The organism is Sphingomonas jaspsi DSM 18422, from assembly GCF_000585415.1.
GTDB lineage: Bacteria > Pseudomonadota > Alphaproteobacteria > Sphingomonadales > Sphingomonadaceae > Sphingomicrobium > Sphingomicrobium jaspsi.
In genome coordinates, this window is sequence record NZ_KK073876.1 from 2,174,147 (window position 1) to 2,190,048 (window position 15,902).

18 protein-coding genes, 1 tRNA gene and 1 pseudogene are annotated in these 15,902 nt (G+C 64.1%); 14 read left to right on the top strand and 6 right to left on the bottom strand.

Going from position 1 to position 15,902, the window contains the following annotated elements:
* The first annotated feature begins 14 nt into the window (after nucleotides 1–14).
* Nucleotides 15–362, top strand: a complete 348-nt coding sequence (gene arsC, locus G570_RS13935) for an arsenate reductase (glutaredoxin) (protein WP_037504128.1) — start codon at nucleotides 15–17, stop codon at nucleotides 360–362.
* A gap of 20 nt (nucleotides 363–382) precedes the next feature.
* A complete protein-coding gene (gene aat, locus G570_RS11095; protein ID WP_037504129.1) occupies nucleotides 383–1,108 on the top strand; it encodes a leucyl/phenylalanyl-tRNA--protein transferase in 726 nt (241 codons plus the stop codon).
* Between the two features lie 35 nt (nucleotides 1,109–1,143).
* On the opposite strand, the pseudogene G570_RS13490 reads toward aat, so the two are convergent.
* The 5 genes and pseudogenes from G570_RS13490 to G570_RS11115 form a co-directional block, all read right to left on the bottom strand.
* Nucleotides 1,144–1,377 (bottom strand): annotated as a pseudogene (locus G570_RS13490) (DUF2155 domain-containing protein); the annotation flags it as partial.
* Nucleotides 1,378–1,532: 155 nt separating this feature from the next.
* Nucleotides 1,533–1,916, bottom strand: a complete 384-nt coding sequence (locus G570_RS11100) for an NADH:ubiquinone oxidoreductase subunit NDUFA12 (RefSeq protein WP_037502330.1) — start codon at nucleotides 1,914–1,916, stop codon at nucleotides 1,533–1,535.
* Nucleotides 1,917–1,959: 43 nt separating this feature from the next.
* Nucleotides 1,960–2,397: a DUF192 domain-containing protein gene (locus tag G570_RS11105; RefSeq protein WP_051504363.1), complete on the bottom strand. Its 438-nt coding sequence runs from the start codon at nucleotides 2,395–2,397 to the stop codon at nucleotides 1,960–1,962.
* A 29-nt stretch (nucleotides 2,398–2,426) separates the two neighbouring features.
* Complete coding sequence (locus G570_RS11110) at nucleotides 2,427–3,020, bottom strand: cold shock domain-containing protein (RefSeq protein WP_037504131.1); 594 nt, start codon at nucleotides 3,018–3,020, stop codon at nucleotides 2,427–2,429.
* Nucleotides 3,021–3,082: 62 nt separating this feature from the next.
* The gene (locus G570_RS11115) at nucleotides 3,083–3,622 is read right to left on the bottom strand and encodes a regulatory protein RecX (protein ID WP_084607765.1); all 540 of its coding nucleotides are present in this window, start codon (nucleotides 3,620–3,622) and stop codon (nucleotides 3,083–3,085) included.
* A gap of 86 nt (nucleotides 3,623–3,708) precedes the next feature.
* Here G570_RS11115 and G570_RS11120 point away from each other — a divergent pair, with 86 nt between their 5' ends.
* From G570_RS11120 to G570_RS11145, 6 genes are all read left to right on the top strand, one after another.
* On the top strand, nucleotides 3,709–5,511 hold the full coding sequence (locus G570_RS11120) for a fatty acyl-AMP ligase (RefSeq protein WP_084607680.1): 1,803 nt from the start codon (nucleotides 3,709–3,711) through the stop codon (nucleotides 5,509–5,511).
* Between the two features lie 47 nt (nucleotides 5,512–5,558).
* Nucleotides 5,559–5,634, top strand: a tRNA-Trp gene (locus G570_RS11125).
* A 40-nt stretch (nucleotides 5,635–5,674) separates the two neighbouring features.
* A complete protein-coding gene (locus G570_RS13260; protein ID WP_051504366.1) occupies nucleotides 5,675–6,559 on the top strand; it encodes an FkbM family methyltransferase in 885 nt (294 codons plus the stop codon).
* Between the two features lie 211 nt (nucleotides 6,560–6,770).
* Nucleotides 6,771–6,968: a preprotein translocase subunit SecE gene (gene secE / locus G570_RS11135; RefSeq protein ID WP_037502338.1), complete on the top strand. Its 198-nt coding sequence runs from the start codon at nucleotides 6,771–6,773 to the stop codon at nucleotides 6,966–6,968.
* 24 nt (nucleotides 6,969–6,992) lie between these two features.
* Nucleotides 6,993–7,532 (top strand): transcription termination/antitermination protein NusG, encoded by a 540-nt coding sequence (nusG, locus tag G570_RS11140; protein ID WP_037502341.1) that lies wholly within the window; start codon nucleotides 6,993–6,995, stop codon nucleotides 7,530–7,532.
* A gap of 82 nt (nucleotides 7,533–7,614) precedes the next feature.
* Nucleotides 7,615–8,007 (top strand): nuclear transport factor 2 family protein, encoded by a 393-nt coding sequence (locus tag G570_RS11145; protein ID WP_037502344.1) that lies wholly within the window; start codon nucleotides 7,615–7,617, stop codon nucleotides 8,005–8,007.
* Here the strand turns inward: G570_RS11145 and G570_RS11150 are convergent.
* Entirely contained in the window at nucleotides 8,004–10,070 is a 2,067-nt protein-coding gene (locus G570_RS11150) for a prolyl oligopeptidase family serine peptidase (RefSeq protein ID WP_037502347.1), read from the bottom strand. The two genes, G570_RS11145 and G570_RS11150, sit on opposite strands and share 4 nt — an antisense overlap.
* Before the next feature lie 169 nt (nucleotides 10,071–10,239).
* Here G570_RS11150 and G570_RS11155 point away from each other — a divergent pair, with 169 nt between their 5' ends.
* The 6 genes from G570_RS11155 (at nucleotide 10,240) to rplJ (ending at nucleotide 15,854) form a co-directional block, all read left to right on the top strand.
* Entirely contained in the window at nucleotides 10,240–11,640 is a 1,401-nt protein-coding gene (locus tag G570_RS11155) for a sensor histidine kinase (RefSeq protein WP_051504367.1), read from the top strand.
* 186 nt (nucleotides 11,641–11,826) lie between these two features.
* On the top strand, nucleotides 11,827–12,258 hold the full coding sequence (rplK, locus tag G570_RS11160) for a 50S ribosomal protein L11 (RefSeq protein ID WP_037502350.1): 432 nt from the start codon (nucleotides 11,827–11,829) through the stop codon (nucleotides 12,256–12,258).
* Between the two features lie 4 nt (nucleotides 12,259–12,262).
* Nucleotides 12,263–12,961, top strand: coding sequence for a 50S ribosomal protein L1 (rplA, locus tag G570_RS11165; RefSeq protein ID WP_037502353.1), 699 nt, complete (start codon nucleotides 12,263–12,265; stop codon nucleotides 12,959–12,961).
* A gap of 85 nt (nucleotides 12,962–13,046) precedes the next feature.
* Nucleotides 13,047–14,705, top strand: coding sequence for an FAD-dependent oxidoreductase (locus G570_RS11170; protein ID WP_037502356.1), 1,659 nt, complete (start codon nucleotides 13,047–13,049; stop codon nucleotides 14,703–14,705).
* Entirely contained in the window at nucleotides 14,705–15,079 is a 375-nt protein-coding gene (locus G570_RS11175; protein WP_037502358.1) for a cupredoxin domain-containing protein, read from the top strand. Before G570_RS11170 ends, G570_RS11175 begins: the two co-directional genes overlap by 1 nt.
* 268 nt (nucleotides 15,080–15,347) lie before the next feature.
* On the top strand, nucleotides 15,348–15,854 hold the full coding sequence (rplJ, locus tag G570_RS11180) for a 50S ribosomal protein L10 (protein WP_037502361.1): 507 nt from the start codon (nucleotides 15,348–15,350) through the stop codon (nucleotides 15,852–15,854).
* Nucleotides 15,855–15,902: the final 48 nt, after the last annotated feature.

Sequence of the window (15,902 nt, forward strand, 5' to 3'; positions counted from 1 at the left end):
GCATGTATGGCCGCATGAAAGCCACCATCTACCACAACCCGAAATGCGGCACGTCGCGCAAGACGCTGGCCATCCTCGAAGAAGCCGGTGCCGACGTCACCGTCATCGAATATTTGAAGACACCGCCCAGCCGCGACGAGCTGAAGCGCCTCTATGCCCGCGCCGGGATGACCGCGCACGACGGCCTTCGCGCCAAGGAAGATCTCGCCGCCGAACTCGGCCTGCGGGACGAAGGCGTCAGCGAAGACAGGATCCTCGACGCGATGATGGAACATCCGATCCTCATCAACCGGCCGCTGGTCGAAACCGAAAAGGGCGTGAAGCTCTGCCGCCCGCAGGAAGAAGTGCACGCACTGCTGTGAGCGGACCGCTCGACCCGCGGATGTTGCTGCGCGGCTATGCCGCGGGCATCTTCCCGATGTCCGACGCGCGCGACGCCGACGATATCTTCTGGGTCGAACCGCGCGAGCGCGCGATCCTGCCGCTGGATGCTTTCCACTGCTCGCGCTCGCTCGCCAAAAGACTGAGGTCGGGCCGGTTTCGGTTGACCTGCGACACCGCCTTTCACGATGTCATCCTCGCCTGCGCCGACCGTGACGAGACATGGATCAACGACAGCATCGAGCGGGCGGTCATGGGCCTGTACGCGTCAGGCCATGCCCATTCGATCGAATGCTGGGAAAAGGATCGACTGGTCGGCGGCCTCTATGGCGTGAAGCTGGGACGGGCCTTTTTCGGCGAATCCATGTTCAGCAGGTCGACCGATGCTTCGAAGGTCGCGCTCGCCTGGCTGGTCGCACGGCTTCGCGTCGGCCATTACACGCTGCTCGACTGCCAGTTCATGACCGATCATCTGGCGTCGCTCGGCGCCAAAACTGTCAGCCGCGAGACTTATGCCGGATTGCTCGGCGCCTCATTGTCGTCGGCGGTCGGCGGGGCTGGATTGTCCGAAGGTTCGGTCGCTTCCGGTTCGGCAGCGTCGGGCGAAGCGGCATTGCCACCGCCCGATTTCGGCGCGCTCGACCGGTTGCTGGACGCGGCCGGGGCGTCGGGCGCCGCCGGTCCAGCCGGCCACTTCATCTCGCAGCTTTTGGGCCAGACGTCGTAGGTTGGGTCCTCGACGACGTTCAGCGACGGGCTTTCCTTGTAGAGCCAGCCCGAAAAGCGTCGGTACCATTTATTATCGGGACGGCGAACATCGACCTGGACGAAGGCGCCGGTCAGCTTCTCCGCTTCCCAAGGCGCCGCGGTTTCGCAGGCACGCAGCCTTACGACCACGTCCTTCACGCGGATGGCCTGACCCGGCTTGAGCCGCAGATCCTTGACGATGCCATTCCGCTTGTTGAGCAGGCCGATAACCGCGATCCGCTCGGCCATCGGCGTAACGCCGGGCTGGTTGGCGCTCGCCCGCGGAACGTCGGTCGTCACCGCCCGGTTGCCGTCGACGTCATTCTCCTGACCGCCACCAAGGCGATCACAGCCGCCAAGCGCGAAAAGGCCGAGCGCGGCGAGAGGCAGGACGAAGCGCACGTTTATTCGGGCTTCCACGCCTCGTAATCGCCCGTCGCCGGCGCGCGACGCCCGCTGCGCGCCAGCGAACCGCTGGGCCGATAGGTTCGCTCGGTGCCGGTAAGGTTGGGCTGGGGCGCCTGTTCGAACGGCCGGCGCGGCGGAAGTGACTTTTCGGGGATCTCGTCGATCGTGCCGCGCAGCCACGCATTCCAGCCCGGAGGAACCCGGCTTGAATCGTTGTTGCCGTCGTAGATCACCCAGCGGCGGGTCGGATCCTTGCGATGCTGGAAATAGATATTGCCCGCATCGTCGCGACCCATTTCCTCGCCATGACGACGCGAAAAGAAGGTCGTGCCCCAGGAGGCACCGTTCCACCAGGTGAAGGCATTTGCGAAAAGTCCCATGGGTTCGCGCCTTTGCCGCTTTAGGCCGCCAGTGGCAAGCCGGTCATTTGCCCCAACTGACCTTGTCGCCCGCCTTGATGCCCAGTTCGGCGGATTCGCCGCCATTGATCTCCAGCACGGCCGCGACGTCGCCGTCCGAATAAATCGGTTCAAGCGACATCGGGACCGCATTTTCCGCGATGTTGGCGATGCTGCCGTCCTTGCGCACGAAAATGAGGTCGAGCGGGATATAGGTGTTCTTCATCCAGAAACTGGCGATCCGCACTTCATCGAAAGGGAAGATCATGCCGTGATCGCGCGCCATTTCCTGACGATACATCAGGCCGGTCTGCTGTTCCTGCGGGCTGGCGGCGACTTCGACGGTGAAGCGATGCGTCTTGCCGCTCGACACGATGGTCAGCGGAACCTGCTCAAGACCGGCGGGCGACTGGCCGAGCGACGCGCTGCTCCCCGGGGCGGCGCTGCAGGCGGCGGTGGTCATGAGGAGGCCGGCGGCGAGCGCCTGCGCGATCAGGCGCCCTGCAATGCGACTGCGGTCAGGCCCTTGCGACCGTCCGCGATCCGCGCCGACAAACGCTGACCCGGCTCCAAGTCCCCGATCTGCGCTTCGCGGACCGTTTCCATGTGGACGAAAATATCCTCGCCCGAATCGAAGGATCCCACTCGATTGAGGAAACCGTAGCCCTTGACGCGATTGAACCATTTGACCTCCACCGGCTCATACTCGCCGGCGGCGTCGATCAACGCCTGCCGGTCTGCCCGTTCGGCGGCAGAATGGACCGGGCGGGCCGGAATCGGCAAGGCCGTTGACAGGTCGATCGACAAAATTCTGCGCGCCTGCATACCGCGATCCTGATGCTCGGCGATGCATTCGACTGTCGCGCCTTCGGGCAGCGAGCGACGCCCATGTTCCTTCAGAACGCTGAAGTGGATCAGCACGTCGCCGTCGCAATCGTCGGACACGAGGAAGCCGAAGCCGCGCGTGGCATCGAACCACTTCACGCGACCGGTGCAGGTCTGGCCTTCGGGCGAGTCATTGGCGGCCATGACCGCACTTTCCTCCACGAAGTCCCCCTGAGTCGTTTCGGCACTCAAACGCTTCACGATGATGGCATTACCATAGGCACCAGTGTCGTCCAAGCGACATAATGGTAATTATTCCAGTTCTAACCGATGTTTAAGGGATCGATATCGGCGCCCGGTGCCATGTCGACGATCTTACGCGAAAGATCGAAGGCGTGACCGGCGCGGATCATGGCGGCGAGCGCCTTCTCCTTGCCCGGTCGATCAGCCTCGAAAAGCGCGTAAGGGCCCAGCCGTTTGCGGCGGGCGTAGCGCAGGGCGGACGACACCGCGTCTTCCTCGGTATGGCGGTCGGCCTCGTCGCGGTCCGCCTCGCCGATGCCGGCTTGGTGCAAGGCCTGGCTAACGCGCCTCGCGCCATATCCCCGCGTGCCGAGCGACCGCGCCTTGCTGAGTGCGAACATGCGGTCGTCGACATAGCCGAGCTCACAAAACCGCTCGACCAGTCGCTCAATGTCCGCCGGACGTTCGTCTTCCCACCCGCGCTCTGCAATCTTCCGCTTGAGATATTGCGCCAGTTTCGTCCGGCTCGTCGCGAAGCGTTCGACGTAGCGAAGCGCGATCGATTGCAGTGCTGCGGCATCCAGCGGCGGCCTTGGTTTGCGCGATGGTCGTCCGGTCATGGCCATGTTTGTGCCACACTCAGCCAGCATCACGCAAAGCGGCCCGGCAACGACCGGGCGCGGCTGGCCTGTGCGCGCTGGCAAAAATGGATAAACGGACGGAAAGCAAAAGCGTGATCGACGGCAACGCGACGGAAACCTTGACCCGCGACGAGACGCTGGCGCCGGAAGGCTATACGCCGACCCTGGACGCCCATCCGCGCCGGATCGCCGACTTTGCCACGCTCGGTGAAGCGCTCGATTATGCCGCCAAGGGCAAGCGCGGCTACAATTTTCACGACGCCCGCGGCACGCTGCAGCGCGCGTACCCGTTTTCCGAACTTCGCGACGACGCGATCGCCAACGCCTATCGCTTCGCCGGCCTTGGCCTGAACAAGGGCGACCGCGTCGCCATGGTCGCGGAAACCGGCGCCGAGTTCGCCGCCGCCTTCTTCGGCGCGGTCTACGCCGCCCTGTGGCCGGTACCGCTGCCCCTGCCGACCAGCTTTGGCGGGCGAGAAGCCTATGTCGACCAGCTGGTCGTCATGCTGAAGAGCTGCGATCCGCAACTGTTCGTCTATCCCCCCGAACTCGCCGAATATTGCGAGGAAGCCGCGGCGAAGCTCGACATTCCGGCGCGCAATTGGGACACGCTGCCCGACCTCGCCGCCACGCCCGTCGACCTGCCGACGGCCGGCACTGACGAGATCGGCTACCTCCAGTACAGCTCGGGCTCGACCCGCTTCCCGCACGGCGTCGCGGTAACCCATCGCGCTCTGCTCGACAACCTTCATGCCCATGGCGTCGGCCTGCAGGTGCAGGACAGCGACCGCTGCGTCAGCTGGCTCCCTTGGTATCACGACATGGGCCTGGTCGGCTGCATGTTGTCGCCGATGGCGCTGCAGCTCAGCGCCGACTATTTGAAGACCGAAGACTTCGCGCGCCGCCCGTTGGCCTGGCTAGACATGATCAGCCGCAATCCCGGCACCTCGGTCAGCTATTCGCCGACCTTCGGCTACGACATCTGTTCGCGCCGCATGAGCAGCGTCACCAAGGCGTCGGAACGCTTCGACCTGTCGCGCTGGCGTGTCGCGGGCAATGGCGCCGACATGATCCGCCCGGACGTGATGCAGGCATTCGTCGACAGCTTCGCCGATGCCGGCTTCGCCGCAGGCGCCTTCTGCCCCAGCTACGGACTTGCCGAAGCCACGCTGGCGGTATCGCTGATGCCGCCGGGCGAAGGCATCCGCCTCGAACTGGTCGAGGAAAGCGAATTGTCGGGCGCCGGTACGCCGGAACAGGAGCGCCCGCGCCGCTACCGCGCGATCGTCAACTGCGGGAAGCCGGTGAAGGGCATGGAAATCGAGATCCGCGGCAATGACGGCGAGCTTCTCGCCGACCGGTCGATCGGCAAGGTCTGGGTCCGCGGCAGCAGCGTGATGGTCGGCTATTACCGCGACCCTGAAGCGACCGACGCCTGCATGGTCGGCGGTTGGCTCGACACCGGCGACATGGGTTACATGTCGAAGGGCTACATCTTCATCGTCGGCCGCGCCAAGGACATGATCATCATCAACGGCAAGAACCATTGGCCGCAGGACATCGAATGGGCCGTGGAGCAGCTGCCGGGCTTCAAGCAGGGCGACATCGCTGCCTTCGCGATCACCGGCCCGAGTGGCGAGGAAACGCCGGCCGTGCTGGTGCATTGCCGCGTCAGCGACGCCGAGGAACGCACAAAGCTGCGCGACGACATCAAGGAACGCGTCCGCGCGATTACCGGCCTGTCGCCAATCGTCGAACTGGTCCCGCCCCGCACCCTGCCCCGCACCTCGTCGGGCAAGCTGGCGCGGTCGAAGGCGCGCAACCTCTATTTGTCGGGCGAGATCGTGCCCTTCGAAATCGCCGCCTAAACCGGCTTGCGCTTCCGTTCCGCGCCGTATAGTCGGCGCGTCGGCCTAGGGGTGTAGCTCAGTTGGTAGAGCATCGGTCTCCAAAACCGAGGGTCGTGGGTTCGAGTCCCTCCGCCCCTGCCAGGCCGCAGATCGAGAAGTCGGACCAGCAAACCAGGTGTTGATGAACGCGATCCGGCCGTCCGCTCCCCTCAACATCATCGCGCGCCTGCCATTCGCCAGGCGTTTGGCGCTTCGCCTGTACAATCGCTGGTGCATGACGGTCCGGCCGCACAGCCGCGCGCGGACATGGTTCGGCGCAAGCATGGACTGCGACGTCCGGGACATGATCCAGGCCACCATCATCCACCTCGGCAGCTGGGAACCGCGCCTGTCCGCCATCCTTCCATGCCTGATCGACGAGGGCGACGTCGTGGCCGATGTCGGCGCCAATATCGGATACTATACGCTGCTTTTTTCGAAGGCGGTCGGACCAGACGGCAAAGTCGTGGCGATCGAAGCCCTGCCCCGCCTGGCCGAGCGGATCCGCGGCCACATCGCCCTTAACGGCGCGGCGAACATCGAGGTCCAGGCAGTCGCGCTGTCCGACCGATCGGGAACCGTCACCATCCATGAGGCGGCCGATACCAACATCGGTATGACGACGATCGTCCCCGAACGAGGCATCAAGGCCAGCGGCGAAGTCGCTTGCCGGCGCCTGCAAGACCTGTTGTCGCCGGACGATCGCCAGCGCCTGACGCTGATCAAGATCGACATCGAAGGCGCCGAGCCCCCGGTCATGCGCGACCTGATCGACCACCTGCCGCTTTATTCGCGTCATCCGGCCATCGCCGTGGAAGTCAGCCCCAGCCCGTCATGGGCCGCGCTGTTCGACCGGTTGCGGGCCGAAGGCTATCGCGCGTTCGACCTCCATAACGACTATGACTGGCTGGCCTTGATCGACGAGCCGTCCCGGTCGCCGAGCGAGATCGATCGCCTGCCCGAGCGGCAGGCGGACATATTGTTCGTGCGGGACGAAGCGCAACTCGGCAGGATCCTCGCGCTTTAGCCGAAGGCGGGTTGGCCCGGGAATGACGGGTCGAGACTGGAAACCCCGGGCGCGCGATCTCGCCAACCATGCCCTTGCCATCTAGGGGCCTCGCCGCTACATCGCGGACCCATGCGGACATGGGAAACGTCTTCCCCCGGCCCCGGCAAGACCGGCGCGGGGTAAGGGGCCTATCCTAAAAGCCGCCGTTCGATACGAAGGAAGCACAGACGTGGCAAAGGTTTCACCCGGCCAGTTCATCAGGGAAGTCCGCACCGAAGCGCGCAAGGTGGTGTGGCCGACGATGAAGGAAACGCGGATCACCGCGATCATGGTCGTCATCATGACCACCATTCTTGCCCTGTTCTTCTTCGGGGTCGATTCGGCGCTGGCCGCGATCGTCAAATTCCTGCTCGGCCTGCTCGGCTAAGCCGCAACACACGCTAGGATCATCATGTCCCGCTGGTACATCATCCACGCTTATTCGGGGTTCGAGAACAAGGTTCGCGAATCCATCCTGTCGGAAGCCAAGCGCCTTGGCCTGGAAAGCCTGGTCGAAGCGGTCGAGGTCCCGACCGAAACCGTTACCGAGATCAAGCGCGGCAAGAAGGTCCAGAGCGAACGCAAGTTCATGCCGGGCTATGTGCTGGCCAAGCTAGGCATGAACGACGACGTCTATCACCTGGTCAAAAACACGCCCAAGGTGACCGGCTTCCTGGGGCCCAACGGCAAGCCGCAGGCGATCCCGGACGCGCAGGCCAACCGCATGCTCGACACCAAGGACGAAACCGCCGCTGCCGCGCCCAAGACCAAGGTCAAGGTCGATTATGAAATCGGCGATGCGGTCAAGGTGCTGGACGGCCCATTCGCCAGCTTCAACGGCGTCGTCGAAGAACTCGACTTCGACCGCGCCCGCGTCAAGGTCAGCGTATCCATCTTCGGCCGCGCCACGCCGGTCGAACTGGAATTCGAGCAGGTCGAGCGAGTCAAGTAAGCGCGCTTCCCGGCAAGCGATTGAGGGCTGTCCATTGCGGGCAGCCCTTTTCGTTTGGGCGAGGCTCCCATAGGCTCGCGCGATGAACGCAATCGACCAATGGCACCGCATTGCCCTGACGCGCGATGCCGCACTTCTCCACGACTTGCTCGACCCTGATGCGGTGTTCGAAAGCCCGGTGGTGCACAGCCCGCAGCGGGGGCGCGAGGTCTGCATGGCCTATCTGTTGGGCGCGATGCAGGTGATCGGCGGTGACAAGTTCCGCTACACCGGCGAATGGCGCAATGCGGGCGGCGCGGTGCTGGAGTTCGAGAGCGAGATCGACGGCATATCGGTCAATGGCGTCGACATCGTCCGCTGCACCGACGACGGCCAGCGCATCGTCCATTTCAAGGTGATGATCCGGCCGCTGAAGGCGATCGAGATCGTCCACCGCAAGATGGGCGAGATGCTGGCAAAGGCAGGCGATCGCTAACGCGAGGCGCGGTCGAAGACGAAGGCGTAAAGGTCCGCCATTTCGGATCGCTGCACGCCTGCTGCCGTGCCCATGCCATGACCCATTTCCGATTCCGCGCGCAGCCAGATTTTGCCCGGAAACAGCCGCTCGAAGCGGGCGACATATTTGCTATTCTGCCACAATTCGACGCGGCGGTCGTTGAGGCCGACGCTGACAAGCGTATCGACGGGATTCTTGGCCGAGAGCAGCATATTGTAGCTGTCCATCGCCAGCAGGCCGCGATAGCCGTCGGCGGTGCGCGGATCGCCCACTTCGTCGAACTGATTGGCGCCATTGTCTGCTGCTTCGATGCGCAGCGGATTGAGGAGCGCGCTCAGCAGAGCTTGCCCCGAGAATAGGTCAGGCCGCTTCAGCACAGCTGGACCGACCAGGGCGCCGCCCATGCTGGCGCCTATGGCCATGGGTCCGCGCGCCGTGCTGATCTTCTTGTCACGGAGCCATTGGGCGCAGGCGTGGAAATCCTCATGGCCGCGCGGCTTGTTAAGGCCGCGGCCAGCCTGATGCCAGGCCGCGCCCTTTTCCCCGCCGCCGCGAACGCCGCAGATCGCAAAGGCGCCACCTTCGGCGATAAAGGGCAGCGAGTCCCGGCCAAGGCCTGGCCTGATCATGGACTGGCCGTAGCCGCCATAGGCCATGAGTGCGGTCGGCCAGCCGCCCTGCGGGCGATCCTTGCCATGCAGGACAACGATGGGGACCCGGGTGCCGTCGGCGCTGACCGCTTCGCCCTCTTCCACCATGATGTCGCGCGCTTCAGCCGGGGTGGGCGTGGCGAAGCCCGTGTCGATCAGGCGCCCGCCGCGGAGCAGGTAGCCACCGGTTTCGCGGTTCCAACTCGACAGGCCAAAGCTGAAGCCGTTGCCGCTGTTGTCCGGTACGATGCCGAACAGGTCGCCGCTGGCCATGGGCAGCGCGATCTTACGGCCGGGCCCGTTGCCCTGCGTGTAATAATAGACACCGACCGTGCCTGCCGATTTGGTCTTCACATAAAGGTCTCGGCTGTCGGCGTGGAGGCTGTCCAACAGTTCGTCCGGCCGGTCCGTTCGCAGCGTCCGCGCCGGACCCAGCGATGCGTCGGCACGGATCGGCTGGACCTGAAGGACCGTGCGATCGCCTTGCTGCTTCAAGGTGTAGAAGCGATCACCGAGGACCGCGGCATCCAGTATCTTGTCCGACAGCGTAACGACCTGCCGCCACTTGAGGCGGTCGGTTCCGAGTGCCGCGACCGGGCCAAGCCACAGCTTTTCTTCAGACCGTGCGGCGGAGCCATAGCCAAGGGCCCAGCGCGCGCCAGGCGCGAACGCGATCAATCCCGCTTCCTCGGGGATGAACCCGGGCGCGTGACCGACACCGAACAGCGGCGTGCCTGGCCCAGAGGCGCCGACCGTCTTCAGATAGGCGATGTCGCCGAACATCGGGTCGGGATAGGCGCCCGGCGCGGACATTCTGTTGTAGACGTAACGGCGGTTGTCGAGCCAGGTCGCGCGATCTTCACCCCATACGGTTTCGACCCGTTCGAGCCGCCGCGGGGTCGCGTCGGTCGTCCAGATTTCGATCGCGCCGGCTTCGCTTCCGCCCTTGTAGCGGTTGAACGCGACGAGCTTCCCGTCGGGCGACAGCGAAATATTGCCGGCCAGTTCGCCGGACTTGTCCTTGTTGGGATCGAACAGCAGCCGCTCCATCCCGCCGCGCAGCAAGTAGAGCCGAGAGAATTGGTCGCCGGGGTGGCGTCGCGTGACGATGGCGGTCGGTCCAGACGATACATATCCGCGGAACTGGACCACGTCGGCCGCCAGCCGCTCGGCGCGGGCCAGCAGTGCGGCACGTTTGGGCAAAGATTCCAGCATCGGCCGCGCCTTTGCGTCGCGTTCGAGCGACCATTGTTTCAACGCCTCGGCATTGGCCTTGTCTTCCATCCAGCGGTCGTCATCGACCGCGGTGATTCCGAAGCGGGTTTCGGTAACAGGCTGATTTGCGGGAACCGGCGCGGCAACGGCGGCCGCAACCATGAAAAGGAACGACATGGGAAACTCCCCCCTTTTACACAGCGCCCCGGCAAGCGCGCTGATCGAAGGCTTGTCCAACTCGGCCGAAAAAGCAACATGGCCTAGGCACTTGCAGCGACGGCGGCGGTCCTTGCCATCTGACTTGTCGGCAATGGGTCCGGCGGTGTAACAAATCGCCTACGAATCCATGCCTTCCATCGATCCATTCTCCGCTCGCCCCGGTTTTGAACACGGTCATCTCGCAGCCATTGTTGAGTCCAGTAGCGACGCGATCATCTCGAAAGACCTCGACGGCATCATCCGCAGCTGGAACCGCGCCGCGGAGCGCATTTTCGGTTGGAAGCAGGAGGAGATCGTCGGCCAGTCGATCCGCACGTTGATCCCTGCCGACTGCCAGAACGAAGAAGACGATATCCTTTCGCGTGTTCGCAAAGGTGAGTTGGTGCCGAAATTCGAGACCGTCCGCTTGCACAAGGATGGCTCGACCCTGGCGGTCGCAATTACGGTATCCCCCATTCGCAGCGACGAAGGCGCGATCGTCGGCGCATCCAAGATCGCTCATCCCATAAAGCATGAAGTCGAATTCCGTCGGACGTTGCAGGAAAGCGAGGCACGCTTCCGCGCACTCGCGGACAACATTCCGCAATTGGCATGGATGGCCGATTCCGAAGGCTGGATCTTCTGGTACAACAAGCGCTGGTTCGACTACACTGGGACCGATCTTGCCGCGATGGAAGGCTGGGGGTGGAAAAAGGTCCACCATCCCGACCATATCGACCGCGTCGTGGCGCGCATCCAGCAGTGTTTCGACACCGGCGAGGAGTGGGAAGACACTTTCCCGCTGCGCGGTGCAGACGGCAGTTTTCGCTGGTTCCTGAGCCGGGCCAAGCCGATCTTCGACGCCGACGGCAGGGTTCGCCTTTGGTTCGGGACCAACACCGACATCACCCAGCAACGCGAGCATGAGCAACAGATCGACCTGCTGATGGGCGAGGTTAATCACCGCAGCAAGAATATCCTGGCGTTAATCCAGGCGATCCTCCACCGCACCGGCCGCCATATCGACCCCGATTTCGTGCGCGATTTTGAACGGCGAATTGCCGCCTTGGCGGCCAACCAGGACCTGCTGATCCGACGCGGCTGGTCGGGGGTCGCGATGGGCGATCTGGTTCGATCGCAGCTGTCGGCCTACGAAGAATTGTTCGACGAACGCATCATCTTTTCGGGTCCCGAAGGAATGGTCCTGCGCCCGTCCGCCGCCGAGGCGCTCGGCCTTGCGATCCACGAACTCGGAACGAACGCCGTCAAATATGGCGCATTGTCCAACGACAAAGGCCGACTGTATGTGGAATGGGCGGTCGGCGGGACCGAGGCCGACCCCCGCTTCCGCCTCAGCTGGCGCGAAATTGGCGGGCCGCCGGTGAAGCCACCGTCCCGCAAGGGCTTCGGCTCCGTCCTGACCTCCCGGAACGTCGAGCGATCCATGTCTGCAACGGTGACCCAGGAGTTCAAGCCTAAGGGGCTTGTTTGGAGTTTCGACGCTCCGCTCGCTCAAGTCGATTTGCCTGATCAGATTCCACAGGAATGAGCGCTGCACTGTTGGGGTACCGCCCGCCCCGGAGCGCCTTGCATTTGCTGGCGAATCTGGTAGAGGCGCGCCCTTCCAAGACATTTGTCGTGGGATTGCGGGAGGTTCGTTCGCGAGCCGCTTGTACCGCTAAACTTGAACGGGATGCGCGCCGCAAGGGGCAAGTCCCACTAAAGAGTGAGAAAAATGGCTAAGAAAATCACGGGCTATATCAAGCTCCAGGTGCCGGCTGGCACCGCCAATCCGTCGCCGCCGATCGGCCCGGCCCTGGGCCAGCGCGGCGTCAACATCATGGAATTCTGCAAGGCCTTCAACGCCGCGACGCAGGACCTTGAAAAGCAGATGCCGATCCCGACGATCATCACCGTCTATGCGGATCGCAGCTTCTCGTTCGTCACCAAGACCCCGCCGGCGTCGTTCCTTCTGAAGAAGGCCGCAAAGCTGAAGTCGGGTTCGAAGGAGCCGGGCAAGGTTTCGGCGGGCACCATCAAGCGCTCGCAGCTCGCGGAAATCGCGGAAATGAAGATGAAGGATCTCTCGGCGAACGACATCGACGCCGCGACCAAGATCATCGAAGGCTCGGCCCGCGCGATGGGCCTCCAGGTTGTGGAGGGCTAAGACCATGGCAAAGCTGACCAAGAAGCAGAAGAGCCTCGACGGCAAGGTCCAGGCCGACAAGCTGTACGGCGTCGACGAAGCGCTGGGTCTCGTGAAGAGCCTCGCCACGTCGAAGTTCGACGAAAGCGTCGAAGTCGCCATCAACCTCGGCGTCGACCCGCGCCACGCCGACCAGATGGTCCGCGGCGTCGTCAACCTGCCCAAGGGCACCGGCAAGACCGTCAAGGTCGCCGTGTTCGCCAAGGGCGCCAAGGCCGACGAAGCGACCGCCGCCGGTGCCGACCGCGTCGGTGCCGAAGACCTGATGGAAGCGATGCAGAACGGCGAGACCAACTATGACCGCGTCATCGCGACGCCGGACATGATGGGTGTCGTCGGCCGCCTCGGCAAGGTGCTGGGCCCCAAGGGCCTGATGCCGAACCCGAAGCTGGGCACCGTCACCATGGACGTGACCAAGGCGGTCACCGACGCCAAGGCGGGCCAGATCGAATTCCGCGTCGAAAAGGCCGGCATCATCCACGCCGGCATCGGCAAGGCGAGCTTCCCGGAAGCCGATCTCAAGGCCAATTTCGACGCGTTCGTGGACGCGATCGTCAAGGCCAAGCCGACCGGCGCCAAGGGCAAATATGTCCGCAAGATCGCGCTCAGCTCGACCATGGGCCCGGGCGTCAAGATCGACATCGCGGAAGTCGCCGGCGCCTAAGCGTCACGACAGCCTGAAGAACGGGAAGGCCGGGGCGGAAACGCTCCGGCCTTTTCTTGTCACGGGCCTGCGCTACAGTGCCGCGATGGAAAATATCGGCGGCGACCTCACCTTCATGACTCCTCAGCCGATTGCGGCCGAGCATCTGGCCGCAATGCGGGCAGACGGGGAGGAGCGCCGCTATCGCGCGGGCGACATGGTCTGCGAGATCGGCGAGCGGATGGACCGCTTCATCTACATCCTCTCCGGCGACGTCGAGGTGGTCGATCCCTACACGGGCGGTCGGCTGCTTCCGTTCACCATACGCGACGGACAATTCCTGGGGGAAATCGCCTTCCTCAACGCCGGCCGCTGGACATTGGGCATGCGCGCCTGCGCCGACACGCTGACCCTCGAGGTTCCGCGCGTCGCGATGCTGGAATTGATGGCGGATGTCCCCGAATTGTCCGACCACATCCTGTCGGTCTTTGCCGCGCGGCGGCGGCGAACCTTCGAGGAAGGCCGCAGCTCATTGAAGCTGATCGGCGCCGACCTCGATCCGGCCGTGCAGCGGGTCGCCTCCTTCCTGTCGCGCAACCGTATTCCCTTCCAGTCCTACGACCTTGACGGGACCGACGACGAAAGCGCGTCGCTGTGCCGTCTTTCGGGTCATGGTCCGGCAGTGGTCTTCGGCACCGATCGGATCATCGAGGACCCATCCCCGCGCAAGGTTGCCAGCCTACTCGGGCTCGACCTCGACGCGGCGATCGACGAGACGCTCGACCTCATCATCGTCGGCAGCGGTCCGGCGGGGGTCGCGGCCGCCGTCTATGCCGGGTCCGAGGGGCTTAGCGCGCTGGTCATCGAGGATACGGCGATCGGCGGCCAGGCCGGGACGTCGAGCCGGATCGAAAACTACATGGGCTTCCCGACGGGCATCTCGGGCGCCGACCTCGTCTATCGCGGCCAGATCCAGGCGATGAAGTTCGGCACCCGCTTCGCCATGCCGCGGCGGGTGTCCGCGCTGACCCGCAACGACGACGGCAGCTTTTGCGTGACGCTGGACGACGAGCAGACGGTCTGCGCCCGCGCGGTACTGGTCGCCGCGGGCGTGCAATATCGCCGCCTGCCGCTCGACCGGCTGCAGGAATATGAGGGCGCCGGCGTCTATTATGCCGCGACCGAGATGGAAGCGCGCTTCTGCGCACGGACTGAGGCCGTCGTTGTCGGTGGCGGCAACTCGGCCGGTCAGGCGGCGATGTATCTGTCGCGCGCCGCGCACCACGTCCATGTGCTGGTGCGCGGCGACAGCCTGGCGGAATCGATGTCGGCTTACCTTAGTCACCGTCTGGACGCCGATCCGCGTATCACCATCCATTATCGCAGCCAGGTCAGCGCGCTGCATGGCGACGAGCGGCTGCGCCAGGTGACGATCCGCAGCGACAAGTACGAGCGCACGATCGATTGTTCCGCGCTGTTCATCATGGTCGGGGCCGCGCCCAATACCGAGTGGCTGTCGGGGCTGGTCGAACTCGATGCCAAGGGTTTCATTCCGACCGGCCGCGACGCCGGCGGCGACAGCAGCTTCGCGACCTCGCACCCGGGCATCTACGCGGTGGGCGATGTCCGCTCGGGCTCGGTCAAGCGCGTAGCGTCGGCGGTCGGCGAAGGATCGGTCGTGGTGTCGGCAATCTGGTCCTATCTGGACAGGACGGCCCGCGAGGCAGAAAGTCGGCCGGAGGGGGCATTGCAAGGAGTCGCGTAATGCGCCTGATCTCTCTCGCCCTGCTAGCGGCCATCGCCGCACCGGCCGCCGCCCAGCCCGTCGCGATCGACGTCCACCTGTCCAACTTCAAGTTCGAACCCAAGACGATCGAGCTGAAGGCGGGACAGGATTATATCCTTACCCTGATCAACGACGGCAGCGGCGGTCACAGCTTCTCCGCCAAAGAGTTTTTCGCCGCCGCCAGCGTCGATGCCGCCGACGGGGTGCTGATTCAGAAGGGCGCCATCGAAATAAAGGGCGGCGACCGACGCGCCGTCCATTTCAGGGCGCCCGCCGCCGGCACCTACAGCCTCAAGTGCAGCCATGCCTTCCACAGCGGATTCGGCATGAAGGGCGAAATTGTGGTGCGTTAAGCACCGCAGGCGCTTGACTTTTTGCACTGCAACAGTAGTGGAGCCCCCGACCGTCGCCTTCGGGTGGCGTTCTCGTCCGAGACAGTCGCTGGAGCTTGCTCCTTAATTCGCGGCCTAGACGGGGAAAAGGAATTCATAAGACGGCGACGCCATTTCGTGCGTTTCCGCGCTTTCGATCCATCCCCCGGACATCTCGGAGTTGTGGGCTCGCCCGCAGCTCCAAAACCCTTGCCGGATGGTCCGGCATGGGAATGACTAGGAGTATGGCATGGATCGTTCGCAAAAGGCTGATCTGGTTGCCGAGCTGAAGGATGTCTTCGCCGAAACGGGCGTTGTGGTTATTACCCGCAACCTCGGTCTTTCGGTGGCGCAGTCGTCTGACCTGCGCTCGAAGATGCGTGATGCCGGTGCCCAGTTCAAAGTTGCGAAGAACCGGCTTGCCAAGATTGCACTCGAGGGTTCCGACTACAGCCCGCTCAGCGACCTCCTCACGGGGCCGACTGCGCTGGCGACGTCGTCGGATCCGGTCGCGGCCGCCAAGGTCGCGGTCGAGTTTGCCAAGACCACCGATCGATTCGAAATCGTCGGCGGTGCGATGGGCACGACCCTTCTCGATGTGAATGGCGTCAAGGCGCTGGCCGAGCTTCCGTCGCTCGACCAGCTGCGCGGCACTCTCGTGGGCCTCATCCAGGCGCCCGCGACCAAGATTGCCCGTATCGCCAAGGAGCCGGGTGGCCAGCTGGCGCGCGTTCTCGCCGCCAAGGCCGCAGCTTAAGTTCTTATACCAACGCACGAAACTTACGGACCAGTTGGTCCACTAGGA

What these genes read in the sequence shown, in the direction of transcription:
- G570_RS11155 (WP_051504367.1), top strand. Translation starts at nt 10,240, where the DNA reads ATGCCTTCCATCGATCCATTCTCCGCTCGCCCCGGTTTTGAACACGGT.
- G570_RS11150 (WP_037502347.1), bottom strand. Translation starts at nt 10,070, where the DNA reads ATGTCGTTCCTTTTCATGGTTGCGGCCGCCGTTGCCGCGCCGGTTCCC.
- aat (WP_037504129.1), top strand. Translation starts at nt 383, where the DNA reads ATGTTGCTGCGCGGCTATGCCGCGGGCATCTTCCCGATGTCCGACGCG.
- rplK (WP_037502350.1), top strand. Translation starts at nt 11,827, where the DNA reads ATGGCTAAGAAAATCACGGGCTATATCAAGCTCCAGGTGCCGGCTGGC.
- nusG (WP_037502341.1), top strand. Translation starts at nt 6,993, where the DNA reads ATGTCCCGCTGGTACATCATCCACGCTTATTCGGGGTTCGAGAACAAG.
- G570_RS11170 (WP_037502356.1), top strand. Translation starts at nt 13,047, where the DNA reads ATGGAAAATATCGGCGGCGACCTCACCTTCATGACTCCTCAGCCGATT.
- G570_RS11120 (WP_084607680.1), top strand. Translation starts at nt 3,709, where the DNA reads ATGGATAAACGGACGGAAAGCAAAAGCGTGATCGACGGCAACGCGACG.
- G570_RS13260 (WP_051504366.1), top strand. Translation starts at nt 5,675, where the DNA reads ATGAACGCGATCCGGCCGTCCGCTCCCCTCAACATCATCGCGCGCCTG.
- rplA (WP_037502353.1), top strand. Translation starts at nt 12,263, where the DNA reads ATGGCAAAGCTGACCAAGAAGCAGAAGAGCCTCGACGGCAAGGTCCAG.
- G570_RS11145 (WP_037502344.1), top strand. Translation starts at nt 7,615, where the DNA reads ATGAACGCAATCGACCAATGGCACCGCATTGCCCTGACGCGCGATGCC.
- G570_RS11115 (WP_084607765.1), bottom strand. Translation starts at nt 3,622, where the DNA reads ATGACCGGACGACCATCGCGCAAACCAAGGCCGCCGCTGGATGCCGCA.
- G570_RS11100 (WP_037502330.1), bottom strand. Translation starts at nt 1,916, where the DNA reads ATGGGACTTTTCGCAAATGCCTTCACCTGGTGGAACGGTGCCTCCTGG.
- rplJ (WP_037502361.1), top strand. Translation starts at nt 15,348, where the DNA reads ATGGATCGTTCGCAAAAGGCTGATCTGGTTGCCGAGCTGAAGGATGTC.
- G570_RS11105 (WP_051504363.1), bottom strand. Translation starts at nt 2,397, where the DNA reads ATGACCACCGCCGCCTGCAGCGCCGCCCCGGGGAGCAGCGCGTCGCTC.
- arsC (WP_037504128.1), top strand. Translation starts at nt 15, where the DNA reads ATGAAAGCCACCATCTACCACAACCCGAAATGCGGCACGTCGCGCAAG.
- G570_RS11175 (WP_037502358.1), top strand. Translation starts at nt 14,705, where the DNA reads ATGCGCCTGATCTCTCTCGCCCTGCTAGCGGCCATCGCCGCACCGGCC.